This window comes from Methylomonas sp. MS20 (genome assembly GCF_050275925.1).
In the GTDB taxonomy this organism is placed as follows: Bacteria; Pseudomonadota; Gammaproteobacteria; order Methylococcales; family Methylomonadaceae; genus Methylomonas; species Methylomonas koyamae_A.
The window spans coordinates 2,194,691-2,220,397 of sequence record NZ_CP189962.1 but is presented as its reverse complement, the minus strand read 5'-3'; the positions used below and the strand labels follow the sequence as shown (position 1 = coordinate 2,220,397).

Here is a 25,707-nt window from a genome sequence, read left to right as displayed (position 1 = left end):
CTTCAATTCATCCGTTAAAGGTTTGATGTAAATCCCGCAGGCAATTGACATCGCCGGCTTCGAGTTCGCCCAAGGCGTAGCACGCGGCGCGGGCGCCGGCCATCGTCGTGTAATAGGTGACCCTGCGCTGCAAGGCCTCACGGCGCATCGTGAACGAATCCGCCACCGCCTTGACCCCTTCGGTGGTATTGACGACTAATTGGATTTCTCCGTTTTTAATCATATCCACGGTATGCGGCCGGCCTTCGTTCACCTTGAACACTTCCTGGCAGGCGATGCCCGCTTCCCTCAGAACCCGCGCGGTACCGCGCGTAGCGACGATCTCGTAGTTCTTGGCGATCAACATGCGCGCCAGTTCCGGCAATTTTGCCTTGTCGGCGTCGCGGATACTGATCAGCACCTTACCACTATGGCTCAAATCCACGCCTGATGCCCTTTGCGACTTGGCGAAGGCTTCTCCAAAGGTCTTGCCGACGCCCATTACCTCGCCGGTAGACTTCATCTCCGGCCCCAACAACGGGTCTACGCCGGGGAATTTAATGAAGGGAAACACCGCTTCCTTGACCGAGAAATATTCGGGAATACGCTCTTCGGTAACGCCTTGCTCTTTCAAGGATTTACCGGCCATGCAGCGCGCGGCGATTTTCGCCAATGGATAGCCGGTCGCCTTGGACACGAACGGCGCGGTCCGAGAAGCTCGCGGATTGACCTCCAGCACAAAGATGGTCTCGCCTTGAATCGCAAACTGCGTATTCATCAAGCCGCGAACGCCTAACGCTTCGGCCATTTTCGCAACCTGCGCCCGCAACTGATCCTGGATATGCAGCGGCAAATCGTAAGGCGGCAAAGAACAGGCCGAATCGCCGGAATGCACGCCCGCTTGCTCGATATGCTCCATCAAGCCGCCGATCAGAACGGTTTCGCCGTCGTAAATCGCGTCGACATCCATTTCCACGGCATCGTCCAAAAATCTATCCAGCAACACTGGCGAATCGTTGGAAACGCTAACCGCTTCCTTCATATAACGGCGCAGGCCTTCCTCGTTGAACACGATTTCCATCGCCCGACCGCCCAATACGTAGGACGGCCTTACCACCAACGGGTAGCCGATTTCCTTCGCCGACGCGACGGCCTGTTCGACCGAACGGGCGGTGGCATTCGGTGGCTGCAGCAAATTCAAGCGTTCCAGCAACTTTTGGAAGCGTTCGCGATCTTCGGCCAAATCAATTGAATCAGGCGAAGTACCGATAATCGGCGCGCCGGCCGCTTCCAACGCTCGCGCTAGTTTCAGCGGGGTTTGCCCGCCATATTGGACGATGACGCCCTTGGGTTTTTCCAGATCGATGATTTCCAGCACGTCCTCCAGCGTTAGCGGCTCGAAATACAAGCGATCCGACGTATCGAAGTCGGTGGATACCGTCTCCGGATTGCAGTTGATCATGATGGTTTCGTAACCGTCTTCCCGCAGGGCCAGCGCCGCATGTACACAACAATAGTCGAATTCAATACCCTGCCCGATCCGGTTAGGACCGCCGCCCAAAATAACGATTTTTTCCCGAGAGGATGGATTCGCCTCGCACTCTTGTTCGTAGGTTGAGTACAGATAGGCGGTATCCGATGCAAATTCAGCCGCGCAGGAATCGATGCGCTTGTAGACCGGACGCACCCCTTTCTTATGACGCACGTTGCGCACTTCCGATTCCTTGGTTTCCAGCAGCTTCGCCAGTCGTTTGTCGGAAAACCCCTTGCGTTTGAGCCGCAGCAATTCGCCGGGCTCCAAGGTCGCCAGGGTTTTGGTGGCCAGGGTTTTTTCGGTATTGATCAAATCCTCGACCTGCGCCAGGAACCAAGGGTCGATTTTCGATGCTTGATGAATTTCTTGGAAGCTCAAACCGCTCCGAAAAGCGTCGGCCAAATACCATAAGCGTTGCGGGCCGGGATAGCGCAATTCCCGCAGGATGATGTCTTCGCTGTTGGCGTCGCCCAGATCGGCAATTTCGTCGAGACCGTCAACTCCGACTTCCAAGCCGCGCAAGGCTTTTTGCAACGATTCCTGAAAGGTGCGGCCTATCGCCATCACCTCGCCGACCGATTTCATCTGAGTGGTCAACCGATCGTTGGCTTGCGGAAACTTTTCGAACGCAAAGCGCGGCACTTTCGTGACGACATAGTCGATGGTCGGCTCGAACGACGCCGGCGTCTTACCGCCGGTGATCTCGTTTTTGAGTTCGTCCAACGTAAAACCGACCGCCAATTTGGCGGCAACCTTGGCAATCGGAAAGCCGGTGGCTTTGGAAGCCAATGCCGACGAGCGCGACACGCGCGGATTCATCTCGATGACAATCAAACGACCATTGTCGGGGTTGATCGCGAACTGCACGTTGGAACCGCCGGTATCGACCCCGATCTCCCGCAATACCGCCAGCGAAGCGTTACGCAGAATCTGATATTCCTTGTCGGTCAGGGTTTGCGCAGGCGCGACGGTAATCGAATCGCCGGTATGCACGCCCATCGGGTCGAAGTTCTCGATAGAACAAATGATGATGCAGTTATCCTTGGAATCGCGGACCACCTCCATCTCGAACTCTTTCCAGCCCAAAACCGATTCTTCGATCAACAGTTCGTTGGTCGGCGACAAATACAAGCCGCGCTCGCAAATCTCAATGAATTCCTCGCGATTGTAGGCAATACCGCCACCGCTACCGCCCATCGTAAACGACGGCCGGATGATGGTCGGATAGCCGACTTTTTCCTGAGCCGCGAAAGCTTCCTCCATGCTATGGGCGACTTGCGAGCGCGCTACTTCCAGGCCGATCTTACGCATCGCCTGGTTGAACAGATCGCGATCCTCGGCCTTGTTGATGGCTTCCTTGGTGGCGCCGATCATTTCGACGCCGTATTTGGCCAGAACGCCATGCTTATCCAAGGCCAACGCGCAATTCAGCGCGGTCTGGCCGCCCATCGTCGGCAGCACCGCGTCGGGACGCTCTTTTTCGATGATTTTCTCGACGGTTTGCCAGTCGATAGGCTCGATGTAAATCGCGTCGGCCATGTCCGGATCGGTCATGATCGTCGCCGGATTGGAGTTGACCAGAATCACTCGGTAGCCTTCTTCGCGCAAGGCTTTGCAGGCCTGGGTACCGGAGTAGTCGAACTCGCAGGCCTGACCGATCACGATCGGTCCGGCGCCCAGTAACAAAATCGATTTTATGTCGGTTCTTTTTGGCATATCACTCTAGGGAAATCTTTAAGCGGAACGAGGCTGGTTCATCATTTCCAGAAAAACGTCGAACAAGGACTCGACATCGTGCGGGCCGGGGCTGGCTTCCGGATGACCTTGAAAACTGAAGGCCGGCACGTCGGTACGGGCAATGCCTTGCAAACTGCCGTCGAACAACGACACATAGGTAGGCTTTAAGTTAGCCGGCAGGCTGTCGGCGCTGACCGCGAAACCGTGGTTTTGACTGCTGATCATGACCCGACCGCTCGCCAACTCCTGCACCGGATGGTTGGCGCCGTGATGACCAAATTTCATCTTCTCGGTTTTAGCGCCGCTGGCCAAAGCCAGCAATTGGTGTCCCAGGCAGATGCCGAACACCGGCAATTTTTTCTCGATGATGGCTCGGATCGCGGCGATTGCGTAATCGCACGGCTCCGGATCGCCAGGGCCGTTCGACAAGAACACGCCGTCGGGATTCATCGCCAACACCTGCTCGGCCGGCGTTTGGGCCGGAACGACGGTGACCCGGCATCCGCGACTGGCCAACAAGCGGAGAATGTTGCGTTTGACGCCGAAATCGTAAGCCACCACGTGCTTGGTTAAATTCGACGCTTGCGCGTGGCCTTCACCCAATTTCCAGACCGTCTCGGTCCATTCGTAGGCTCGCGCGGTCGTGACTTCCTTAGCCAGATCCATACCCTGCAAGCCTGGAAAACCGTCGATGGCGGCCTTGGCAACCTCGACATCGACGGCATCGCCGGCCATAATGCAGCCGCGTTGTGCGCCTTTATCGCGCAGCAGACGGGTCAATTGCCGGGTATCGATGTCGGCGATCGCGACAACGTTTTGTTCGCGCAAGTATTGCGGCAAGGTTTTTTCGATACGCCAGTTGCTGGCCAATTGCGGCAAATCACGCACGACCAGACCGCTGGCGTAGACCTTGGCCGATTCGTCGTCTTCGGCGTTGGTGCCGACGTTACCGATATGCGGATAGGTCAAAGTGACGATCTGTTTGGCGTAGGACGGATCGCTGAGTATTTCCTGATAACCGGTCAGTGCCGTGTTAAATACCACTTCCCCCACGGAACAACCGTCGGCGCCGATCGACGCCCCGTGAAACACCGTCCCGTCTTCCAATACCAGTAATGCAGGTTTATTCAAGATTGGCCACCTTAGATGTAGAAAACGGGATAAGTCTTGCGACTCATCCCGTTCCAGAGAGATAAAAACAGGCCAATTTTACGAAATTATGCCAGTTTGGTCATTAATAATTTTCTATTTTGGTGCATTGAGGAAAATCCCGATGCGGCGGACGGTCAATCGAATTCGATCGCCGTAGCGCCAATCCAGAGGGTTGGGCTATGAGCGATCAGCAGATCTGTTCAATGATCGCGCTTGGCCATGTCGGCCAACATCGCTTGCTGTTGTTCGCTGGTCAACAGCTTGAAAATACCGTTATCCAATTTGGCTTTTTGCAGCATGGCACGACGTTGTTCGGCCAATTGATTGTCGATTAACTTCGCGGCGGCGTCCTCGGAAAATTCGCTGGAAAACGACAGTTTATGCTGTTCGCGCACCGCGTCCCGAAATTCGTCGCGCTTGGCGCCGGGTTCGCCGAGCGTAGTCTTGATCAGCGCCTTAATCGCGGTTTTCTGCTGCTCGGACAGCTCCAACTTGGCCAAATAAGGCGGCAACTCACCACCGGGATGTTTAGCCTGATGATGCGGCGGCCGCCCACCGTGCGCGGGCCCCTCCAATTCAGGATCAACATCGTTATTGGCGTACATGACCGCCCAGTCGCGCGGCGCGGCGCCGAACGTCGGTTGAGCCTGGGCGGCGACCGGTAGCGCCAACATCAGTACTAAAATAGAAAATGGTTTGTTCATAGAGTTTCCTCGAAGTCGATTAAGAATTCGACATCGCCTAGCGGGCGGCGTCGGAATCCAGTATGCCAATCGCTAAGTTAAGTGGCGTTAGAGCGATGTAAATTCAGGTAAATGCGGCGATCCGACGCTGGCGCGCGCCGACGCTGGCCGTTATCATGAACCGGTCTAGCTTAGAGATTCCCCGTTATGAACACTGTACTGATTATCGACGACGACACCGAACTGGCCGCGCTGTTCGGCGAATACCTGCAACAGGAAGGGTTTGGCGTGGACATTGCCAACGACGGCGCCACCGGCCTGGCAAAAGCCCTGTCCGGCGGGTATCAACTGGCGATCTTGGACATCATGCTCCCCGACATCAAAGGCACCGAAGTCCTCGCAAAAATTCGCGCCGAAAGCCGTTTGCCGATTCTGATGTTTACCGCCAAGGGCGACGATGTCGACCGAATCATCGGCCTTGAGTCCGGTGCCGACGACTACGTCCCCAAACCGTGTACGCCCCGCGAATTGGTGGCGCGGATACGTGCGATTTTGCGGCGGGTTCAGCGCGATACCGCGACCTCATCCGGCCCTATCGTTGCCGGACCGCTGAAGATCTGGAGCGAGAAACGCAAAGCGCTGTGGTTCGAGCGCGACTTGGAACTGACCAGCACCGAGTTCAATTTGCTGGAAACCCTGGCCAGCCACGTCGGCCATATCGTCAGTAAAAACGAGTTGTCGGAGAAAGCCCTGGGCCGGCCGCTGGCGCGCTTCGACCGCAGCATCGACGTACACATGAGCAGTATTCGCCAGAAACTCGGCACTCAACAGGACGGCCGCTCCTATATCCAGACCGTGCGCGGCCAGGGCTATCAAATGATTAAAGCCTGACCCGATGGACCGTTTGTTCTGGAAGTTTTTTTTCGCCTTCTGGCTGGCCTTGCTGACCGCCGGCTTCGGTGTCGGTAGCGTGGTCTGGTTGCGCCATAACGCCCAACACGCGGCCGAGAATCAAGCGCGCAACCAAACGATCGACGTCCGCCGAGCGGCGTTGATCGAAGTCGCCGCGCGGATTCTGACTCACGGCGGCTCCGACGCGTTACGCGAGTTTCTCGGCGCCTTGAGCCAAACCCGATTTCCGGCAATTTTCGCGGTGGATAACGACGGCCGCGACGTGTTGAATCGCGAACTGTCACCGGAGGTCTTGAAGCAAGCGCGCGAATTGCACGACAAAGGCACTTATCCCGACGCGTTGCGAGAAATTTCCGCCGGGGATGGTCGGCAGTATCTGCTGTTTATTCCGGCGCGCGAATTCGGTCTGACAGACGTCCTGAAACCGTTGCTACGCGCCGGCGAACCGCATTTTTTCGACGATCCGCCGCCGCGTCCTCCCGACTTCGATCGCCACGACGGTCTCGGACCAAAATCGGACTTCGCCGAACTCGGTCCGCCGCCGCGCGACGACCACCAACACCCGGGCGGTCCGCCGCCGGAATTCGGCGACGGCGGACCGCCGTTGCGCGAGCACCCACCGCCGGTGTTGCCTATCGCCGCCGGCACCCTGGCCGGTCTGCTGTTCAGCAGCCTGTTGGCCTGGTACTTCGCCAAACCGATCCGCACCTTGCGCGCGGCGTTCGCCGCGCTGGCCCAAGGCAAGCTGGACACCCGCATCGCCGATCGCATGGGACATCGCCACGACGAATTATCCGATCTGGGCCGCGACTTCGATCACATGGCCGGACAAATCGGCGACTTGGTCCACGCTCAACAGCGCTTGTTGCACGACGTCTCCCATGAGCTACGCTCGCCGCTGGCCCGCATCCAGGCCGCGATCGGTCTGGTACAGCAAATGCCCGCCAAATTGCCGGCCACATTGGAGCGCATCGAACGCGAATCGCAGCGCATGAGCGATTTGATCGGCGAGCTATTGATGCTATCGCGCTTGGAAAGCGGCGTGTCGGCGAAACCGACCGAAACCGTCGACCTCGACGAATTGCTGGGCGACATCGTCGCCGACGCCGAACTGGAAGCGGCCGGCCGCATCCGCCTAGTCTACCGGGCGGGCGGCGAAATCCTGTTGCGCGGCGACGCCGAGTTGCTGCACCGCGCCTTCGAGAACGTCATCCGCAACGCGGTTCAGCACTGCCGTACCGACGGCGCGGTCACGGTCGCGGCCAACTCGGACGGCAAGCTCGCCACCGTCTCGGTCGAAGACGACGGCCCCGGCGTGCCGGAAGCCGAACTGGAAACAATATTTCAGCCGTTTTTCCGCAGCCGTAATCACAACAAGGCAGGCAGTACCGGCCTGGGTTTGACGATTGCGTTGCGGGCCGTGGCGGCCCACGGCGGCCGCATCAAAGCGGTCAACCGGCCGCGCGGAGGCTTGAAAATCATCCTGGAATTTCCCCTCGGCGGCCCAACCTCTGCAAGCCCCCACGCTTGACCCACCGGCCAAGCCGGCCTCGGTCGGGAGCACGACCGAACAGTCTGCGTGCCCATCAACCGTGCGATTGGCGGCAACGGCGTAAAGACCGGCGCGTGCCGACCAAGCCGCTTGCCGCCTGCATGGGAGGATGCCTCAAGCGGTCGTAGAAATCCCGGCGCCATTGCGGTCTCTATCGCCTCCGCCGCCATAGGCATGAATCAGTTGCATCATTTGTTTCATGAATTGTTGGTCGAGGCTGGAAGTGCCGGCGGACGCTGTTGTCGTGGCCGAATCGGCCGAAGCGCTATCCGACCCCGACGTGTTTTTGGCGTCTTCGTAAGCCTTGGCCTCGCTGGCGCTGACCTTGCCGTCGCCGTTGCTGTCGGCGGCGTCAAAGTTGGCGGCGATATCGCTTAGCGTTTGCGAACCTTCGTTGTCGGTGGCACTCAATTTCTCCGACATACTGGATAATTGATCCTTGGTCAAACCTGAATCGTCCTCGCCGCCCGGCGGTGGCGGCGGCATGTCGCCCTGCCCTTGCATCCGCATCCTCGGAAACGGGCCGTCTAACTCCGATGCCAATTTTTCCAGGGTTGCCTGCATTTCCGATTGGGTTACCTTGCCGTCGCCATCGCCATCCAACTTAGCAAACAGGTCGTCGGCGCTGCTATTCGAGCTCGAATCCGAACCGGACACATTGCTCAACGCTGCTTGTAAATCGCTCTTTTCGATATAGCCCTGGCCCTTGGTGTCCAGCTTGGAAAACAAGTCCTCGGCCATTTTGGCGGTATCGGGTTTTTGCAAGGCTTTCGTGCCGCCGTACATCGCTCCCGCGCCGGAACCGTTAATGCTGCTGATGCTACTCATCGCTGTATCCTCATCTTTGCTAGGTAGTGACCGGGCAACCTGCCAAGGTTGCCGCCGATTAACGCGGAAATCGGCCTGTCTGGCCGCGCCGCACTAGAGCTAGTGCAAACTATCGGCCTAAATCCGCCGTTCTGGACGACAGTTTTGGTAAAGATGAGTAAAAGCTGGTTAAGAAATGTCGAGGAAGAAGCCTCGAAATCGAATGAATTCGCCGATTTGCAACAAAAAACCGGCCGGTGGCAAGTCGGTTTGCCGCCGGCCGGCAAGTCTTTGCCACCCCGCGCGGACCTAGCTTACAAGGACGCCAAATAGGCCGCCAGCGCTTTGATGTCATCGTCTGAAAGCGACTGAGCCATCGCATTCATTTGCGGTGCTTTACGGGCGCCTTTCTTGAAATCGGTCAATTGTTTGGCTAAGTATTTGGGTAGCTGGCCGGCCAGTTTCGGCGCCATGCCGACGCCCTGAGCGTTATTGCCGTGGCAACCCAGGCACATGCCGGCCTTATCCTTGCCAAGTTTGGCCAATGCCGGATCGCCGCCGGCCGATTTGCCTTGCAAGCTGGAAAAATAGGCGGCCAAATTTTGCATATCGGCATCGCTAAGTTCCTCGGCAATCGGCCGCATGACCGGGTCATCGCGCATGCCGGAGCGAAATTTGACCAGCTGACCTTCAATATAACCGGCATTCAGACCGGCCAAGCTCGGCCACAACGGCCCGCTACTCACGCCAACCGGCCCGTGACACGCTTGGCAGGCGGCCGACTTCGCCTTGCCGGCCCCGACATCGGCGGCCTGCGCGGCCCCCGCGAACAAGGCGAATAACGCCAGCCATTGAATTTTGATATTGTAAGATCGCTTCATAGACTTCTCCCGGTTTGGATAATGGACTCGCGAATTAAATGATGGTATCCCAATTGGTTTTTGACGTTGCCGCTACCCTGCGCGCGACCATCATAGTCAGCCTCGGCCGGCTAGGCAAACCCGCCCGCATGGCGCGGCCGCGCCGCTTAGGCAACAGGTATCGATTTGCCCGACAAACCGGCCGAATCCAGATTGGAGCAGAGCGCCGATGAACTGGCTGCTGACTCTGATCGAACAAGATTCGGTGCCGCATACGCTGCTGATCATCGCGCTGGTCGTCGCCAGCGGGTTGATACTCGGCCGGCTGTCGTTGGCGGGCATTCAGCTCGGCATCGCCGGCGTACTGTTCTCCGGCTTACTATTCGGCCATTACCGATTAACGATCAATCCGGAAGTGATGCACTTTTTGCGCGATTTCGGCTTGGTTTTGTTCGTGTATGCGATCGGCCTGCAAGTCGGTCCCGGCTTTGCCAACTCGTTCATGCGTTACGGCTTGCGGCTGAACGGTCTGGCCGCCGCCATCGTCGGCTTGGGCGCACTGTTGGTGGTGGCGATCGCGCACTTCGGCGAGATTCCGATGCCGGTCGCGGTCGGCCTGTTTTCCGGCGCCACCACCAATACGCCTTCGCTGGCGGCGGCTCAGCAAGTGCTCGGCGGCACGCCGGGCATCAACCCGGAAACCTTGAAAATGCCCGGTCTGGGTTACGCGGTGGCCTACCCGTTCGGCATCATCGGCATCATCCTGACCATGCTGATCTATCGAAAACTCTGCCAGGTGGACATCGACGCCGAAACCCAACAATACGCCGAAAGCCAACAAAAAAACGATGTACCGATCTGGAAGGACTTGCGCGTCGAAAACCTGAATTTGCACGGCAAGACGCTGGAAGAGATTCCGTTTATTCACGAGCATAACGTGGTGACCACCCGGATTCTGCACGAAGGCCAAGTGCAGTTGGCCAAGCGCCAAAGCCAACTGGCGGTCGGCGACATCCTACGCCTGGTCGGTCCGCGCGAGCCGTTGGAACAGCTCAAAATGCTAATCGGACCGGAATCCGACGTCGACCTAAAGCAAATCCCCAGCCATCTGGACAGCAAGCGCATGGTCGTGACCGACCGCTCGGCGATCGGCGTTACCATCGGCGAGCTTTGCCTGCTCTACGGCGTGACGATCTCCAGGGTACATCGCCCAGACGTGGAATTCTCGCCGGCCAGCAACGTGCAGGTGCAATACGGCGACGAGTTGCACGTGGTTGGCAGTAAACAGGCGCTGACGAACATCGCGGCGGCCTTGGGCAATTCGCTGGAGACGCTGGACCACCCGCAAATCATCCCGATCTTTATCGGCCTGACTCTGGGTATTTTGCTGGGCAGCATTCCGTTGTACGTGCCCGGCGTGCCGTCGGCGATCAAACTCGGCATGGCCGGCGGGCCGCTGTTGGTCGCCATCGTGTTGAGCCGCATCGGCAATTGGGGCACGGTCACCTGGCACTTGCCGAAAAGCTCGAACATCATTTTGAAGGACATCGGCATCGTGCTGTTCCTGGCCTGCGTCGGCCTGAACTCCGGCGACCAATTCGTCGCCACGCTGGTGCACGGCGACGGCGTTTACTGGATGGCCTGCGCGGCGGCGATTACCTTGTTGCCGCTGTTAATCGTCGCCGGCATCGCGAGGCTGGTGTATCGGATGAACTTTCTGTCGCTATGCGGTTTGTTGGCCGGCAGCATGACCGATCCGCCGGCGCTGGCCTTCGCCAACAGCTTCAGCCCGTCGCCGGCGGTCTCGGTAGCCTATGCCAGCGTGTATCCGCTAGTCATGATCCTGCGCATCGTCGCCGCGCAAATGTTGGTCCTGCTGGTCCATTGAAACAGGCGATCGCCGACAATCTGGCGCCGTTCGACGGCGAACTGTATTGGCTACGCGGTTTTTATCCGCCGGCGGTGGCCGACGATCATTTCGCGCGCTTGTTAACCGAACTGGCCTGGCAATCCGAACAAATCCACCTGTTCGGCCGCTGGGTGACCGTGCCGCGCTTGATGGCCTGGTACGGCGACGCCGACGCCCATTACCGCTATTCCGGCGTCGATCACCCTCCTCTGCCGTGGACCGCCCACTTGCAAGCCCTGCGCGGCGAGCTGGAGACGGCTTGCGACCATCCCTTCAATAGCGTGTTGGCCAATCTGTACCGCGACGGCCGCGACTCGATGGGCCTCCACGCCGACGACGAACCCGAATTGGGCCGCAATCCGCTGATCGCTTCGCTGAGTTTCGGCGACAGCCGGCTACTACGTTTTAGGCACAAGCGCGGCCGCGAAACCCTGGACATCGATTTGGCGCACGGCGACTTGCTGATCATGGCCGGCAGCCTGCAACACCACTGGCGTCACGAATTGCCGAAAACCCGTCTAGCCAAGCAAGCGCGCATCAATTTGACCTTTCGGCGGATTGCCGCGCCGCCCAGTCCGCTCGGGCAATCCGCGCCGAATTGACCTTGTCCAGCCACTCGCGCGCCAAATTCGGATCGGCCGGCGCCTTGCCGGCCAAGCGGGTCGCACCGCCGTCCAGCTTGATCAGATAATCGGCGTCCTCGCTAAACAAACTGACCATATCGCGATTGTCGCCGCGCCGATGCAAAATGAAACGCGGCGGTGCGCCGGCCAGCAAATCGCCGATCCAATCGCCGTGGCATTGCCGGCCTTCGATCAGGCCTCGCAGGCTGTGATACACGTCGATTTGCTGAAACGGCCGAGCTTCCACACCGGGCGGGATGCCGCGGCCGGCCAGTACCAACGGCACTCTGGCCGAGGCCTTGAACGGCCCGAAGCGCTCGCCCTCGGCTTTTTTCAGCGGCGTCATCGAATGATGATCGCCGACAATGACCAACACCCCGTTGTCGAAAAATCCCGAGGCCCGCAATTGCCGGTAAAACCGGCCCAATTGTTGGTCGGTATAACGAATCGCCGCCGACTCGGATTTTTCCTTGGTCTCGGGATTGATGTAGGGATGGTGACTGCTGACGGTCTTGGCGAACAGTAAATACGGTCCGCGTTGCATCGCGACGCGATCCATAAGCCGCCGGTACAAGGCTTCGTCCGGCGCGGCCTGAAAGTGAAAACGCTCCCAGCGGTCGTATTCCGGATGATCGTGACCTTCGACACCATCGAAACCGGCGCGCCGCGCCCAATCGCCGGTATTGCCGAACTCCAGATCGGCGGTGGTCAGGAACTCGCTACGGTAACCGAGCGGTTTCAACACACGCGGCAAGGCCTCCGGCAAATCGTAAAAACTATGGAATGACGTGCCGCCGTCGTCGCTGTAGCTGGACGGCGGATACAGCGGCAAAATCCCGGTCAATAACGCAATTTCGCCGTCCTCGGTAATAAAGCCGTTGGCGTAAAACTGGGTGTAGGCCCGTTGTTCGGCGGCAATCGCGTCCAAATTCGGCGTCCAGTCCTCGATACCGGAAAAGAATCGACTCTGGTAGGCCGACAGCGACTCGACCATCAGGACAATGACGTTGGGCCCGGCCGGCGCCGCCGTTTGACAACTCAAGGTTTCGCGATACCGCAGCGCATGACGGAAAGCCGGACTGTAAGGCGAGGCTTCGGACAGGATCGTCAGGTTGTAGTCGATGACGTTTTTGTAAATCCAGGCGTGGGCGTAGCGCTCGTTTTCCGCGAAGGCGGTAGCCAGCGGCAGACTGCAAATCAGTGCCAGCGGCCACTTCCGGCGGGTCGCGACGGCCGGAAACCGCGCCAGAACCCAGTAAGCCGGCAATATCGCCAGCGCCGCGCCCAGCAAGGCCAGCCCGGCATCGCTCAACCCGTAAATTTGCCGAATGTATTTCAGCGAATAATCGGTGTATTTAATAGCATCGCCGAGCGCTAGATGGGTATTGAAATTAACGATGATCGCGTAATCGATCCAATACACCGCCCATATCGCCAAGGCCGTCAGGCGTAACAGCGCTACCGCCGGACGCGGCAAGCGCGGCGACAGCGACACATATCCCAATAACAAGATCGCGAAAAACAGTACCGCGTCGTTGGCGATTACCTGCCCCAGACCCAGCCAGCGGGTGCCGGTGTAGTCGTAAATAAAGCGATCGACGTACAGCCCTTTCAATGCCAGCGGCGCGGCCAACAGCAGCCAACCCAGTAATTTAAGCATTTTGGCCTTCAACGGCGTTTGAGACGGAGAAATCGACACCATCCACGACGAAAAGCGATCCGCAATAGCGCGCCGTCAGCGGTGACCGGCGATCCAGCACCGCATCATCGGAACAAGACGGAACTATTAACCCGGCCCTATTGATCACAGGTATTTCGTTTGGGCTAAGCTCGTCGAAGCCTAGGCTGGTGGGTGCTTCGACAGGCCCAGGGCGAACGGTATTCAAAAGCCAGGATAATAGGTGATTGAGGCAGATAGTCCAGGTTTCCGGCATTCAGTTCGGAGACGCCGGCAAACCGGCCGATACGCAATTGGCCGCCGAGCGGAACGCGGAACCGCCGCTGAACGCAAGCCCGCCCACGTATCGGTTGGCGACAACAGCTTATTTCACGAAGCAGGCTTTTTCGGCCTCGGCGTCGGCTTCCTTCAATTTGGCGCGCAAGTCCTTACTCTGTTTGGCATCGCGGAAGGCCGCGCCGGATTCGCCGGGAGCTTTCTGCATTTGCGTGTAGGTGCGCGCCGCCTCGTATTCGGCAAAAGTCAGTTTCTCGGCGATCTTATCCACCTTGCAGCCGCAGGCGTATTGGGTGATGTAACTGCCGCTACCGCCGCGCTTGGCCATGCATTCCAACACGTACTCCACCCGGTCGCGGGTCGGAAAGTCGTTAATCCTGGCCGGCGCCGCTTCGGTGGCCGAGGCTTCGGCTTGGGTATTTTCCTGCTGGGCGGCGCAACCGGTCAAAAGCGCGATCGCGGCAATGGTCGAAAACAAGGTTTTTTTCATGGTGTATTTCGGATGGGGTTGATTGAAATCAGGGTTGGGCGGCGAAATCGACGATTTGCCGCAATTGCGGATTCATTTCCTTGGCAAACGCGTTCAAGGCCGAATTATCGGTGTCCTCGGGCAGCAAATGGGTTTTGACTCGGGTCTTGCCGTCGAACTGGTAGGTCACCACATTGCAAGGCATGAAGCCGATCGCGTGCGGCGTAATCTCCAACACCACCTTCGCCAGCGTCAGATTGCAAAATTGGACCGTGTCGTATTCTGGAAAACCCTGGGCGCCGCGATCGCGAATCACCTTGCCGACCCGGCTGTGGCCGGTGATCCGAAAGTTGTGCTCGGCGATCGCCACTTCCAGTTCCGCCAGCACCTCGTCGTAAGGCTTGACGGTTTCGACCTGGTAATACGGCACCAACTCGGTATTCGGCGGCAGCGCCGCGCAGCTTGCAAACAGCGGCAGGCTTGCGACAATGACGGCTCTCTTCAACATCGGCAAAGTTTATCATCATGAACGGGCAAAACACAGTCGCCGGCTTGGTCCTGGCGGGCGGCCGCGCCAGACGCATGGACGGCCGCGACAAAGGCTTGCTGCCCTTCCGAGGCTTGCCGCTGGCCGCTTACGGTTTGGCCGCGTTGCAACCCTTGGTGGGCGCTACCTGGATCAGCGCCAACCGCAATCGCGACGCCTACCGTCAACTCGGCTATCCGGTAATTGCCGACGCCAACACCGACTTCGACGGCCCGCTGGCCGGTATTCTGGCCGGCATGCGAGCCTGCGATAGCGAGATTCTGCTGATCTTACCCTGCGATACGCCGTTGATCGAAACCGCCGATTTACAGCGACTGCTAACCGCGTTAAGCGACGAGCCAGCGATTGCCGCCGCCCACGACGGCAATCGCTGGCATCCGACCGTCGCCGCGTTACGCACCCACCTTGCCGCCGATCTGCAAGCCTATCTGGACCGCGGCGAGCGCAAATTGCAACTGTGGTTTGCCGAGCACAACCCAGTCCTAGTAGATTTCTCGGATCGGCCCGGCATCTTCGCCAACGTGAATACCGCACTGGACCTGGCCGAGCTGGACCGACACACCTAAGTAGTGTTCCCGTTAGACGAAACCGGTCCGTGCCGGTATCATGCCGCTCCCAAATCCGCCGACTTTCCAACCCACATGACCGAAGCCACCATCACCTGCCCCAATTGCAACACTCAAGTACCGTTGACCGAATCGCTAGCCGCGCCGCTGCTCGCCGCCACCCGCAAACAGTTCGAGCAGCAGTTACAGCAAAAAGACCAAGCCATCGCCCTGCGCGAACAAGGTATTAAAGACCAGGAAAAACAACTGGCAGAAGCCAAGCGCGGCCTGGACGATCAAGTCGCGCAGCAAGTCGCCAAACAATTGCAAGCCGAGCGTCAGCGGGTCATCGAGGAAGAAACCCGCAAAGCCAAACAGTCTGCCGCCGCCGAACTGGAGCACAAAAGCCGAGAGCTGGCCGAACTGAACGAAGTATTGAAAGTCCGCGACGCCAAGCTCGCCGAAGCTCAACAAGCCCAGGCCGAGCTGATCAAAAAACAACGGGAACTGGACGACGCCAAGCGCGAGCTGGAACTGACCATCGAAAAACGCGTACAAACCAATCTGGCCGAAGTGCGCAACCAAGCCAAACGCGAAGCCGAGGAAGGCCTGAAACTGCGGGTGATGGAAAAAGACCAGACCATCGCTTCCATGCAGCAAAAAATCGAGGAATTGAAACAAAAAGCCGAACAAGGCTCGCAGCAACTGCAAGGCGAAGTGCAGGAACTGGAGTTGGAAAACCTGTTGCGCGCCAAGTTTCCGTTCGACAACATCGAACCGGTCGCCAAAGGCGAATTCGGCGGCGACCTGCTGCAACGCGTGGTCGGCGGCTCCGGGCAAGCCGCAGGCAGCATTCTCTGGGAAGCCAAACGCACCAAAAACTGGAGCGACGGCTGGCTGGTGAAACTGCGCGCAGACCAGCGCAGCGCCAAGGCCGACATCGCCGTGCTGGTCAGCCACGCCCTGCCCAAAGGCGTGGACAGCTTCGACGTCATCGATGGTATCTGGGTCACCGCCCCGCGCGCCGCCTTGCCGGTCGCCACGATACTGCGCCACACGCTGCTGGAAGTGGGCATGGCCCGCCTCGCCGCCGAAGGCCAACACGGCAAAACCGAGATGGTCTACCAATACCTGACCGGCCCGCGCTTCCGTCACCGCGTCGAAGCCATCGTCGAAGCCTTCTCCACCATGCAGGAAGACCTGGACAAGGAACGCAAAGCCATCACCAAACAATGGGCCAAACGCGAAGCGCAAATCGAGCGGGTGATGAATGCCACGGTGGGTATGTACGGCGATTTGCAAGGCATCGCCGGCAAGTCTTTGCAGGAGATCGAGGGCTTGGAAATGCGGGCGCTTGGAATGGATGATGAGTTGGATTGAGCTATCGACCAGCCGGTCGGTCTGGTTCCCAAGCTCCAGCTTGGGAACCCCGGCCTTGGAAGCTCTAGTTTCCAGTCTAGTTGTGGATAGGAAGCTAGAGCTTCCGAGGTTGCATTCCCAAGCTGGAGCTTGGGAACTAGCTCAGCTCTGAATATTAGCGAATATTCAGAAACATAGGATTAATTGCCATGTTAAAAAGAATAAAGAAAATTCAAAATATCGGTCGCTTTAAGTCGTGCCAACCAGGGAATGCCCAATTTGAAAAGATTACATTGATATTCGGTAGAAACACTTATGGTAAATCAACCTTGGGTGATTTGTTATCAAGCTTGGAAAGCGGAAACACCGATGCCGTCAAACAAAGAAAAACCATACCTGGCGACGGACAATCGCAACAAGCTGAAATTTCATTTTCTGTTGACGAATTACAAGGCGAGCAAACAATTAAATATTTAAATGGGACTTGGCTATCTGTTCCACCTGCTGGATTTAAAATAAAAATTTTCGACGATGGTTTTTATCACAACAACCTTTTTGCAGGACGACAGTTTTCCAGGGAAACTAAAGGCAACTTCAGTTTATTCGTACTTGGCGAACAAGGTGTCGCCAAAAGACTGGAAATTGAAAGCAAAAACAAGCAAAAAGGTGATGCGACACGAAAACGTAATGACTTACAGAAAGCAGCATTTAAAGATGTTGATAATTTATCGAATTTCATTGCATTGTCACCAACAGAATCATGCGAAGAGCTTAATCAAAAAATTGACTTATTGCGCAATGAGTATGGAAAACTAAGTAAGCAACAAAAAAGTGCCGCAGCAATTCAACAACGAAAAGAATGTGGAACCCTTGAATGGAATAACAACTTTTCCGCAGCATTAACCAAGCTAAATGATACCCTACAATCATCACTGCAATCTTGCCATCAAGAAGCCCAACAAAAACTCATTGAACACATTAAGACCAATTTCAATGGAAACCAGAATGCCGAAAATTGGATACGCCAAGGTTTAGATCAAAATAATTCAGAAACCTGCCAATTTTGCGGACAAACGCTTAGCTCAGAAGCATTGGCCTTATTGGAGATTTATCGGCAAAGCTTCGATACCGCTTACGACGAACATGATAAGCAAATACAACAAGAATTGGAAAGCAGCCAAGCTACGTTTATCAAAGACCGAATCAGTCCGTTGAGAATTGCCATTGAAAGCAATAAAGCGGCAGTAATGAGCTATCCTGAACTATTAGAAGATAATCAAGAAATTAAGGTTTTTGAAGCTCAAATAAATTCCTTGACTTTTCAGCTAGAAAATTTATTTTCTCAGTGGGAGCAACTGATAATTGATTCAAACAATGAACTAGATTTTGCATTAAAGAAAAAACTGGCTTCACCGCATAGGACTGTTGATACTTTACAATTTAATACTCTATTGCAAGTCAACACTAAAATCGAAGAAATAATTGATTCATACAACGGCGTAATTGCAAAGATAAATTCTATTTTTTACGCCTTTAAGGCATCAGTGCTAGATGATACTATTGCAAATCGGCTTTCCGCGATAGGTCGCGAAGGAAAGATAGAAGCACAAAAGCTCAAACGCCTTGAGTTGTCGGAACAATGTGAAAACTATAAGGATTTTGATAGCACCATTAAGAGATTAAAAGAAGAAATACCTAAACTTGAAGAGGAGTTAGAAGCAGAACAAAGTCAATTTCTTGATAAGTTTTTTGGTCGCCTCAATGCTTTTTTTAATCTTTTCGGTAGCCATGATTTTCAGCTTGAAAAAGGTTTGGATACTAAAGGGTATAAGCCAATTTACTATTTAAAAGTTAAATTTAATGGACATGATATTTCCGAGAAAAACTTAGAGCGTGTTTTTAGTGAGTCGGACAGAAGATCTCTAGCTTTATCGGTATTCTGGGCTGGAGTGGACGGTCTAAGCGATGAGGAAAAGAGAAATTGTATTGTGGTTTTAGATGATCCAGTCACATCATTTGACAATCATAGAATATCAATGGTGTATCAGGAAATTATCAAGCTATCCGACAATATTAGGCAAATCATATTGCTTAGCCATTTTGAACAAGGGGTCACCTACTTTTTAAATACTTATAGGTATAACAAACCGGTCAAGCTTCTTTCTATTGAACGTAAAGTAAATTCTTCAGATATTCACGTTGAAGAAATTGAAAACTTCATAAAGACGAACCATGAAAAGGTAGCACAAAACATTTTTCATTTTGTTCAAGGAACTACTAATACCCATAACGCTGGAGACTTAAGAATTTTTCTGGAAATCGAAATTAATCTTCGTTTTGCCAAACAACTTCTAGGTATCAACGAACAAAATCTTTCTGACAGAATAGACAAACTGAAGGAGATTGGAGCTATTTCCGAGATTACAACTTCTGAAGCACATCAATGGAGAGAAACTTTAAATCCTGCACACCATATTTGGACTGGTAACGACATAGAAGACCAAAGGCAAACCGCCACCCAGTTTATGAGCTTTATTTATTACCGATTAACACCACTTTGCTAGTGTTGCTAGTTCCCAAACCCCTGCTTCCGTTCCACCCAACTCACCATAGCCCATGCCCCGCAGCCGCTACCGAGTCCTGCAAAACCCCAGCCCGCACTTCCTGACCGCGACGATCAATCAGTGGCTGCCGCTGTTTACTCGCCCGGCGACGGTGAATATCGTGCTGGATTCCTGGCGGTTCTTGCAGCGGGACAGCGGGTTTCAGCTGTACGGTTACGTGATCCTGGAAAATCACTTGCACCTGATCGCCGCTTCTCCGGATTTGAGCCGGGATATGCAGCGGTTTAAGACTTACACCGCCAAGCAAATCATCGGTCATTTGCAACAAAACGGTTCGGCGCGGGTGCTGGAATTCTTGGCGCTGTTGAAGCGGCCGCATAAGATCGAGAACGAATATCGGGTTTGGGAGGAAGGTAGTCATCCGCGGCGGATCGAATCCGAGGCGGCGAGGCGGCGGAAGCCGGTTTACATCCACCTTGATCCGGCCAAACGCGGCTATGTGGGTTTGCCGGAGCATTGGCGTTATTCCGGTTCGCGGCATTATGCGGGCGCGGAGGGATTGATCGAAGCGGTCAAAGACTGGCGAGAATTTGGGAAGCTGGCGCTTCCGGACCTGGTTCGAAAGGCAGCCTACATCGGTTTAGCGAAAACGTGATCCGGCGCCATCGCCCCGGATTTGTTCAAGGCCGTCATGCGCGCCGGGAATCGGGCATCCAGTACCATGGATGGTATGGCTTAAATCCGTCCATGGCGTCCGGATTCGCTCCGAGCTCTAACGGGTCCGCCCTTCCCTGCCGGAATGACGATGCTTATTGAGTCATCTGACAAAGTTGAATGAAACCCACACCGGATTCCGGCGAAAGCCTCAGCACCGCGTATGGCTGGGTTCGGCCTAGCAAAAAAGACTCGACGCCGCATATCGCCGGGTCGCGGCCGAGCAAAAAAGACTCGACGTCGAGTATCGCCGGTGCTCGGGCGGGATTTGCCGATGGCATTCGCGTCCGCGCGGCGCGCTCCGGCGGACGCCCGTTCAAGCCGAGCGTTTCAGCGGCATTCAGCACAGGATTGGCGGCGCTTGGATTGGCGACATCCTCTAAGGACGCGCCGGTAGAAAAGGATCGAGCGGTTAACTCGGCCCCTTGTATCGCCGGCATTCCGTTCGGACTGGGCCCAGGCTGGCGCGCCCTTCGACAGGCAAACGGCATTGAAGGGCCGAGTTCGTCGGCTGGCTGGTCGGGCCGATGGTTTAATACCCTCGTGGTTCAGATCTTTAACCGTCTTTGCCCTGGAAATCCAAACTCGACGCTTGGTCCAAGGCTGGAACCCGCATCGTTTAGCGAAGCGCCGCGCCGGTCTGGCCACGGTCCGCTCGCGCTTTTATGCCGCCACGATTTGCATTGCGGTAGGTCGTGTGATAGAAATTTTTTCGCAATCGGAAAAAATCCGACTGCGCTCGGTGTCCGTCCGTCGAGAAAATTCGATTGGAACGAACGCCGATTCTCAACTCAATAATTACTATAAAACCGAGGAGTCCGAGTTATGAAGAACGCTCTAATCACCACTATCGCATCGCTGTTTCTTGCCTGGCTACCGTCGTTGTCGCACGCGGGCGACGCCGATACCTGCAAGGGTTGCCACAACGGTTCGGTAGCGCCCAGCTTCGAAACCTTGAAAGGCAAGTTCAAAACGGCCGACGAGTTGGTCGCCGGGGCGAAAGCCTCGAAAAACGACATGATGAAACCAATGCAGGCCGACACCGCCAAGTTGAAAGCGGCGGCCGCTGAAATCGTGAAATAAGCGCCCAGTCGGCCGGGTAACCGGCCACGGACTGTTAAGAGGAGCCCCGAGCGCCACCCGGCGTTCGGGGCTTTTTTATTTAGGCAGCGGTTCACAGGCTGGCGGCCGAATACCCCCTACCCTCCCTTGACCTATCGGGTTCCGACCGGAACCAGCCCTATTGGCCAGGCAGAGCGAGTCATCGGCACAATCAGGGATTCCCGATGATTGAATTAGGAAGCTGGAACTTCTCAGGTTTGGGCTCCCAAGCCGGAGCTTGGGAGCCAGCGTAAATCCACTCAACTCCGCACGTTCGGTCAGGCGGCGGGATTCGGCGCTTGTTACAGTAAGCCCCGAATCAGGAGGTATGACCGTGACAGACACAGTAGCGAACGCGGCCTATGCGGCGCGCTTCGATCGGGTTTTCGAGTATATCGACCGGCACTTGTTCGAGCCGCTGTCGGTTGACGAACTGAGCCGGCAGGCACATTTTTCCCGCTTCCATTTTCAACGGCAGTTTTCCGCTTATACCGGGCTGAGCACGACCCGCTACGTGCAGCTATTGCGCTTGCGCAAAGCCTCGTATCAACTGGTGTTTCAGGAACGGCGGCCGATTACCGATATTGCGTTGGAAACCGGATTCGGTAACGCGGAATCGTTCTCTCGCGCCTTCAAAAAATGCTTCGGACAAACGCCGACTCAATTCAGAACCCAACCCGCATGGCAGCCGTGGAACCAGCGCATGCGCTTACCCCAACGTATCAGGAGTCACTTTATGCAAGTCAACATCGTCGAATTTTCCGAAACTCTGATTGCCGTGCTGGAGCACCGCGCCGCGCCCAGCCTAGTGATGGACACGGTTCGAACCTTCATCGATTGGCGCAAGCAGAGCGGCCTGTCGCCGATTGCCACGAGCCGGACCTTCGGTATCGCCTATGACGACCCGGCCGTCACACCGCCGGACGAGTTTCGCTTCGATGTCTGCGGCGAGGTCGAGCAAGCCGTGCCGGCAAACCCGCAAGGCGTCGTCAACAAACGGATTCCGGAAGGACGTTGCGCCGTGGTGCGCCATATCGGCTCGACCGACCGCATCAGCGATAGCGTGTACTACCTGTTCCGCGACTGGCTGCCCGGCAGCGGCGAGGAATTGCGGGACTTTCCGCTGTTTTTTCACTATATCAAGCGCGTGCCGGAAACGCCGGAACACGAACAGATCACGGATATCTACCTGCCATTGGCCTAAACGCCAGCACTCGAGCGGCCGTGTTAGCGCGATTCGCGGCCTCTTGCGTCCAATGCGTCCAGCATCGCGCTCGGTTCCGGCCAAACTGCCCGCCCCGCAATCATCCGGTCGAGCTTAAACGACCGGCGACAGCGCCGCGCGCCGTTACATCCCGTCCAAAATGCTTTTCTTCTTTTCCGCGTACTCCTCGGCGGTGATTAACTCGGCTTCGAACATTTTTTTCAGTTGCGCGAGTTTTTCCATCGGATCGGCGGCGACCGGCGCGGGCGTGCCTCCGCCGGCCGCGGGATTGTTCATCGCTTGCGCGATGTTCTGACCGAAACTGATGCCGGCGCCCAAGCCCATGCCCATCCCGGCACCGCCGCCTTCGTTGCGGGCGGCTTCGCGCATCGCCTCCAATTGCTGAATGCGGGCGTAGTCCAGACCGACTTCCTTGGCGGCCTGGGCTTCGGCGGTCATGTCGGCGATGCGGTTGATGCGTTTCAGGGTGTCTTCGTCGAAGTCGGTACCTTCGATTCTGAAGTCGGTGATCGCGAAGCCCAGTTCCGCAAACATCGGCAGCAACTTTTGCAGCACGCCGGCGGCGATTTCTTCGCGATTGGTATCGATATCCAGATAACCGAAGCGGCTGGTGGCCAGAAAATCGGCCAGCGGCTGGCCGAGCCGCGCGACGATCACGGTACGCAATTGCTCGGTGGTGAAGGTCTTTTGCTCGCCGACCACGTTGACGAAAAACCCGGCGGGGTCGGCGAGACGGTAACTATAATTGCCGTAGGCGCGCAGACCGACCGGAAATTTATAGGTTGGGTCCAGATATTTGATCATCGAAGTGGTACCCCACTTCTGATCTAAAATCACGGTCTTGCGGTAGAAATAAATGCCGACCTTGTACTGGCTTTCGAAAAACTGCATGAAGCTGGCAATCGTGGTCCAAAACGGGATGTTGTCGGTCTGCAGGTTGTAGGAGCCTTCGGTGTCGAACACCGCCTGCACTTTGCCGCGATAGACGAAGATGCAACCCTGGCCGGGGCCGACGATCAAGGTCGAAGCGTTTTTGATTTCGTCACCGTTGTCGGTCCATTGTTCGAACAAGGCGTTCGGCGCCGGCTGTTGCCATTCGATAACCGAGCGCAGTTGGCGTTGCAAACCGTCGAAAAGTCCCATGATTGTCCCCTGAGAATAAAACTTGGAAACCAACTATAGAGCACGGCGGTGAAAAAGCGATGAAACGATATTTGGCGGCAGACTATCAGGCCCGGTTATGGGAGGCGATCAAGCATATCGAACGCGGTTCGCAAGCCGAAGTCGTGGTGGTGTTCCGGGCGCGCTCGGCCGAATACGGCTCGGTGCCGTTGGTCTGGGGATTGGCTGCGGCCTGGCTGTGTTTTACGCTGCTGATGTACGCGCCGGTCGAGTTCGAAAACTGGCTAATCTACTACGCCCCGCTGCTGACTTTCGCTTTTGCTTACGCCGTCGCCACGTTGCCGATCATCAAGCGCTTTAGCGTACGCCGGGCGCGTCTGGACAAGGCGGTGGAAATCCTGGCTCGGGCGATCTTTCAAAAAGCCGGCATTCAGCATACGAGCGGCAAGACCGGCTTGCTAGTGTATTGCTCGCTGTTGGAGCGGCGAGTGTTTCTGTTGGCGGATCGGGGACTGGAGCAGGCGATTCCGCAACCGGTTTGGCGGACGCTGCAAGCCGAGTTCGACGCGGTCTTCGCCGCCGGCCGGCCGGAACAGGCCTTGCTGCCGGCCTTGGCGAACACCGCCGACGCCTGCGCCCGCTACCTGCCGGTGCGCACCGGCGACCTCAACGAATTGCCGGACCGGCTGGACGTCGATTTATGAAAAAGTGGCTTGCGATCGTAACGTTGGTCGGTTTGACCGTTTCCCAAGCGCTGCCGGCCCGGCCGGGCGGCGGGCATTCCAGCAGTTCGCACAGCTCATCGAGTTCGCACAGTTTTAGCGGCGGCTCCCATTCGAGTTCCAGTTGGAGCACCCACGGCGGCGGATCGTCGGCCGCTCATCCGATGTCGACGCTGGAAGCCTTGGTCCTGTTTTTAATCATCGCCGCGATCGTCATTTACATCATCCACCAACAATCGCAAACCCGCGCCATCCCCGCCACCCCGCCGCCGGAAGTCAGCGTCCGCCGACAAAACGGCATTGCCGAGCAAGTCGCCGCGCTGAAGCGGCTGGACCGCCACTTTTCGGCGATCGTGTTTCTGGAATTCGTGCATTCCCTGTATTGCAAATTTTACGAATACTCAACCAAGCCGGAATTCGAGTACTTGTCGCCATTCTTAAGCGCCGAGCTACAAGGCCATTTCAGCAAAGCCCAACCCTGGACCGTCAGCGAAATCGTCGTCAACGGCATGCGCTGGCTCGCCGTCGACACGACCGGCGCCGACAGCGACAGTATCGACATCGAGATCGACGCCAACTACAGCTTGGACCTGCAAGACGCGCATTCGCGCTACGCCGTCGTCGAGCGTTGGCGGCTATACCGCCGCAAGGGCTTACTGTCGGCGGAACCTGAAAAAATGCAGACCCTGAGCTGCCCGCAATGCGGCGGCCCCGCGCATTTTACCGATACCGGCGTGTGCGGCTATTGCGGCGCGACCGTGCAAAAAGGCGGCGAGCAATGGTGTCTGGGCAAGCGCATCGTGGTCGGTACCCACGCGGTACCGGTGGACGAAGGCTTGGCGGCCTACGCCGAAGAGCAAGGCACGCAAGCCGTCACGATCAAACAAAGCGATCTGATCGAACAAATCAATGCTTGGCAGCAACGATACGGCCTCGCCGATTGGACGCCGTTCTGGGCGCCGTTCGAGAAAGACGTCGTTCGTCAATATTTCTTGACCATTTACGGCTGCTGGAGCCGGCGCGAATGGCAAGCGGCCCGGCATTTGCTGTCGGACCGGCTCTACGAAACCAACGCCTTTTGGCAAAAAATGTACGTCGCGCGCGGCTGGTTCAACCGGTTGGACAATCTGCGGATCGAGCAAGTCGTTTTGGCGAAAATCGATAGCGACCTGTTTTACGAAGCCGTCACCGTACGCATCTTCGCCGCCTGCAACGATTACACCGAAGACGGCAACGGCAAACTGGTCGGAGGCTCCAAATCCAAGTTGCGGCGCTATTCCGAATACTGGACCTTCGTCCGCCGTACCGCCGCCGAACGCCGCGACCAGCCCTACGCGCTAAGCCAATGCCCCAGTTGCGGCGCCCCGGCCGACAACATGGGCCAAAGCGGCGAATGCGGTTATTGCGGCAGCAAGATCAGCACCGGCCAGTTTTCCTGGGTGCTGTTTTTGATCGAGCAGGACGAGGTGTATGCGGGTTGAGGCAGGGAAGCTCCGAATTTATGTGCCTAGTTGCGATTGACATGGGAATGCTCTTACATTCCGTTGGTTAAGTTTTGATGTAACAGAGCCTCCCATCCATAATCAGTTGTTTTTTCGAATACTCCCATATCCTAGTAACCGACAAAACCACCTGAA

At 56.5% G+C, this 25,707-nt stretch carries 21 protein-coding genes; 12 read left to right on the top strand and 9 right to left on the bottom strand.

Translation table 11 applies throughout. The features are described 5' to 3' along the window. Positions 1-7: 7 nt before the first annotated feature. From carB to ACQE3D_RS09575, 3 genes are all read right to left on the bottom strand, one after another. The gene (gene carB / locus ACQE3D_RS09585) at positions 8-3,229 is read right to left on the bottom strand and encodes a carbamoyl-phosphate synthase large subunit (protein ID WP_064025417.1); all 3,222 of its coding nucleotides are present in this window, start codon (positions 3,227-3,229) and stop codon (positions 8-10) included. An 18-nt stretch (positions 3,230-3,247) separates the two neighbouring features. After that, on the bottom strand, positions 3,248-4,381 hold the full coding sequence (gene carA / locus ACQE3D_RS09580; RefSeq protein ID WP_071159439.1) for a glutamine-hydrolyzing carbamoyl-phosphate synthase small subunit: 1,134 nt from the start codon (positions 4,379-4,381) through the stop codon (positions 3,248-3,250). Between the two features lie 221 nt (positions 4,382-4,602). Further along, positions 4,603-5,106, bottom strand: coding sequence for a Spy/CpxP family protein refolding chaperone (locus tag ACQE3D_RS09575; protein ID WP_313728162.1), 504 nt, complete (start codon positions 5,104-5,106; stop codon positions 4,603-4,605). A 186-nt stretch (positions 5,107-5,292) separates the two neighbouring features. On the opposite strand from ACQE3D_RS09575, the gene ACQE3D_RS09570 reads away from it, so the two are divergent. Together ACQE3D_RS09570 and ACQE3D_RS09565 are read left to right on the top strand one after the other, a co-directional pair. Next, the gene (locus tag ACQE3D_RS09570; RefSeq protein WP_071159443.1) at positions 5,293-5,976 is read left to right on the top strand and encodes a response regulator transcription factor; all 684 of its coding nucleotides are present in this window, start codon (positions 5,293-5,295) and stop codon (positions 5,974-5,976) included. A gap of 4 nt (positions 5,977-5,980) precedes the next feature. Then, entirely contained in the window at positions 5,981-7,528 is a 1,548-nt protein-coding gene (locus ACQE3D_RS09565; RefSeq protein WP_313728164.1) for an ATP-binding protein, read from the top strand. A 135-nt stretch (positions 7,529-7,663) separates the two neighbouring features. On the opposite strand, the gene ACQE3D_RS09560 is transcribed toward ACQE3D_RS09565, so the two are convergent. Together ACQE3D_RS09560 and ACQE3D_RS09555 are read right to left on the bottom strand one after the other, a co-directional pair. After that, positions 7,664-8,377 carry an EF-hand domain-containing protein gene (locus tag ACQE3D_RS09560; protein ID WP_313728166.1) on the bottom strand — a complete coding sequence of 238 codons (714 nt, stop codon included), beginning with the start codon at positions 8,375-8,377 and terminating at the stop codon, positions 7,664-7,666. Positions 8,378-8,670: 293 nt separating this feature from the next. After that, positions 8,671-9,237 (bottom strand): c-type cytochrome, encoded by a 567-nt coding sequence (locus ACQE3D_RS09555; RefSeq protein ID WP_064025431.1) that lies wholly within the window; start codon positions 9,235-9,237, stop codon positions 8,671-8,673. A 208-nt stretch (positions 9,238-9,445) separates the two neighbouring features. On the opposite strand from ACQE3D_RS09555, the gene ACQE3D_RS09550 reads away from it, so the two are divergent. Both ACQE3D_RS09550 and ACQE3D_RS09545 read left to right on the top strand, forming a co-directional pair. Further along, complete coding sequence (locus ACQE3D_RS09550; RefSeq protein ID WP_071159449.1) at positions 9,446-11,104, top strand: putative transporter; 1,659 nt, start codon at positions 9,446-9,448, stop codon at positions 11,102-11,104. Next, positions 11,101-11,727: an alpha-ketoglutarate-dependent dioxygenase AlkB family protein gene (locus ACQE3D_RS09545; protein ID WP_313728167.1), complete on the top strand. Its 627-nt coding sequence runs from the start codon at positions 11,101-11,103 to the stop codon at positions 11,725-11,727. The genes ACQE3D_RS09550 and ACQE3D_RS09545 overlap by 4 nt, the downstream gene beginning before the upstream one ends. Here the strand turns inward: ACQE3D_RS09545 and ACQE3D_RS09540 are convergent. The 3 genes from ACQE3D_RS09540 to ACQE3D_RS09530 form a co-directional block, all read right to left on the bottom strand. Further along, positions 11,663-13,408, bottom strand: a complete 1,746-nt coding sequence (locus ACQE3D_RS09540) for an LTA synthase family protein (RefSeq protein WP_313728168.1) — start codon at positions 13,406-13,408, stop codon at positions 11,663-11,665. The genes ACQE3D_RS09545 and ACQE3D_RS09540 overlap by 65 nt on opposite strands. 382 nt (positions 13,409-13,790) lie before the next feature. Beyond that, positions 13,791-14,192: a hypothetical protein gene (locus ACQE3D_RS09535; RefSeq protein WP_064025956.1), complete on the bottom strand. Its 402-nt coding sequence runs from the start codon at positions 14,190-14,192 to the stop codon at positions 13,791-13,793. 28 nt (positions 14,193-14,220) lie between these two features. After that, positions 14,221-14,679: a DUF302 domain-containing protein gene (locus ACQE3D_RS09530; RefSeq protein WP_313728170.1), complete on the bottom strand. Its 459-nt coding sequence runs from the start codon at positions 14,677-14,679 to the stop codon at positions 14,221-14,223. A gap of 17 nt (positions 14,680-14,696) precedes the next feature. Here ACQE3D_RS09530 and mobA point away from each other — a divergent pair, with 17 nt between their 5' ends. The 6 genes from mobA to ACQE3D_RS09500 all read left to right on the top strand — a co-directional run bounded on the left by mobA (position 14,697) and on the right by ACQE3D_RS09500 (position 22,205). Next, complete coding sequence (mobA, locus tag ACQE3D_RS09525; protein WP_313728171.1) at positions 14,697-15,284, top strand: molybdenum cofactor guanylyltransferase MobA; 588 nt, start codon at positions 14,697-14,699, stop codon at positions 15,282-15,284. A gap of 75 nt (positions 15,285-15,359) precedes the next feature. Next, positions 15,360-16,643, top strand: coding sequence for a DUF2130 domain-containing protein (locus ACQE3D_RS09520; protein ID WP_313728172.1), 1,284 nt, complete (start codon positions 15,360-15,362; stop codon positions 16,641-16,643). 188 nt (positions 16,644-16,831) lie between these two features. Next, complete coding sequence (locus tag ACQE3D_RS09515) at positions 16,832-19,186, top strand: AAA family ATPase (RefSeq protein WP_313728173.1); 2,355 nt, start codon at positions 16,832-16,834, stop codon at positions 19,184-19,186. A 52-nt stretch (positions 19,187-19,238) separates the two neighbouring features. Then, the gene (locus ACQE3D_RS09510) at positions 19,239-19,841 is read left to right on the top strand and encodes an REP-associated tyrosine transposase (protein WP_313728174.1); all 603 of its coding nucleotides are present in this window, start codon (positions 19,239-19,241) and stop codon (positions 19,839-19,841) included. Positions 19,842-20,725: 884 nt separating this feature from the next. Further along, positions 20,726-20,983: a hypothetical protein gene (locus ACQE3D_RS09505; protein WP_313728175.1), complete on the top strand. Its 258-nt coding sequence runs from the start codon at positions 20,726-20,728 to the stop codon at positions 20,981-20,983. Positions 20,984-21,335: 352 nt separating this feature from the next. After that, positions 21,336-22,205 (top strand): AraC family transcriptional regulator, encoded by an 870-nt coding sequence (locus ACQE3D_RS09500; RefSeq protein ID WP_071159474.1) that lies wholly within the window; start codon positions 21,336-21,338, stop codon positions 22,203-22,205. 144 nt (positions 22,206-22,349) lie between these two features. Here ACQE3D_RS09500 and ACQE3D_RS09495 read toward each other — a convergent pair whose 3' ends face one another. Continuing rightward, entirely contained in the window at positions 22,350-23,369 is a 1,020-nt protein-coding gene (locus ACQE3D_RS09495) for an SPFH domain-containing protein (RefSeq protein WP_313728177.1), read from the bottom strand. 59 nt (positions 23,370-23,428) lie between these two features. On the opposite strand from ACQE3D_RS09495, the gene ACQE3D_RS09490 reads away from it, so the two are divergent. Both ACQE3D_RS09490 and ACQE3D_RS09485 read left to right on the top strand, forming a co-directional pair. Continuing rightward, a complete protein-coding gene (locus ACQE3D_RS09490; RefSeq protein ID WP_064025983.1) occupies positions 23,429-24,052 on the top strand; it encodes a TPM domain-containing protein in 624 nt (207 codons plus the stop codon). Beyond that, positions 24,049-25,551 (top strand): TIM44-like domain-containing protein, encoded by a 1,503-nt coding sequence (locus ACQE3D_RS09485; RefSeq protein WP_313728178.1) that lies wholly within the window; start codon positions 24,049-24,051, stop codon positions 25,549-25,551. The genes ACQE3D_RS09490 and ACQE3D_RS09485 overlap by 4 nt, the downstream gene beginning before the upstream one ends. The last annotated feature ends 156 nt before the right edge of the window (positions 25,552-25,707 follow it).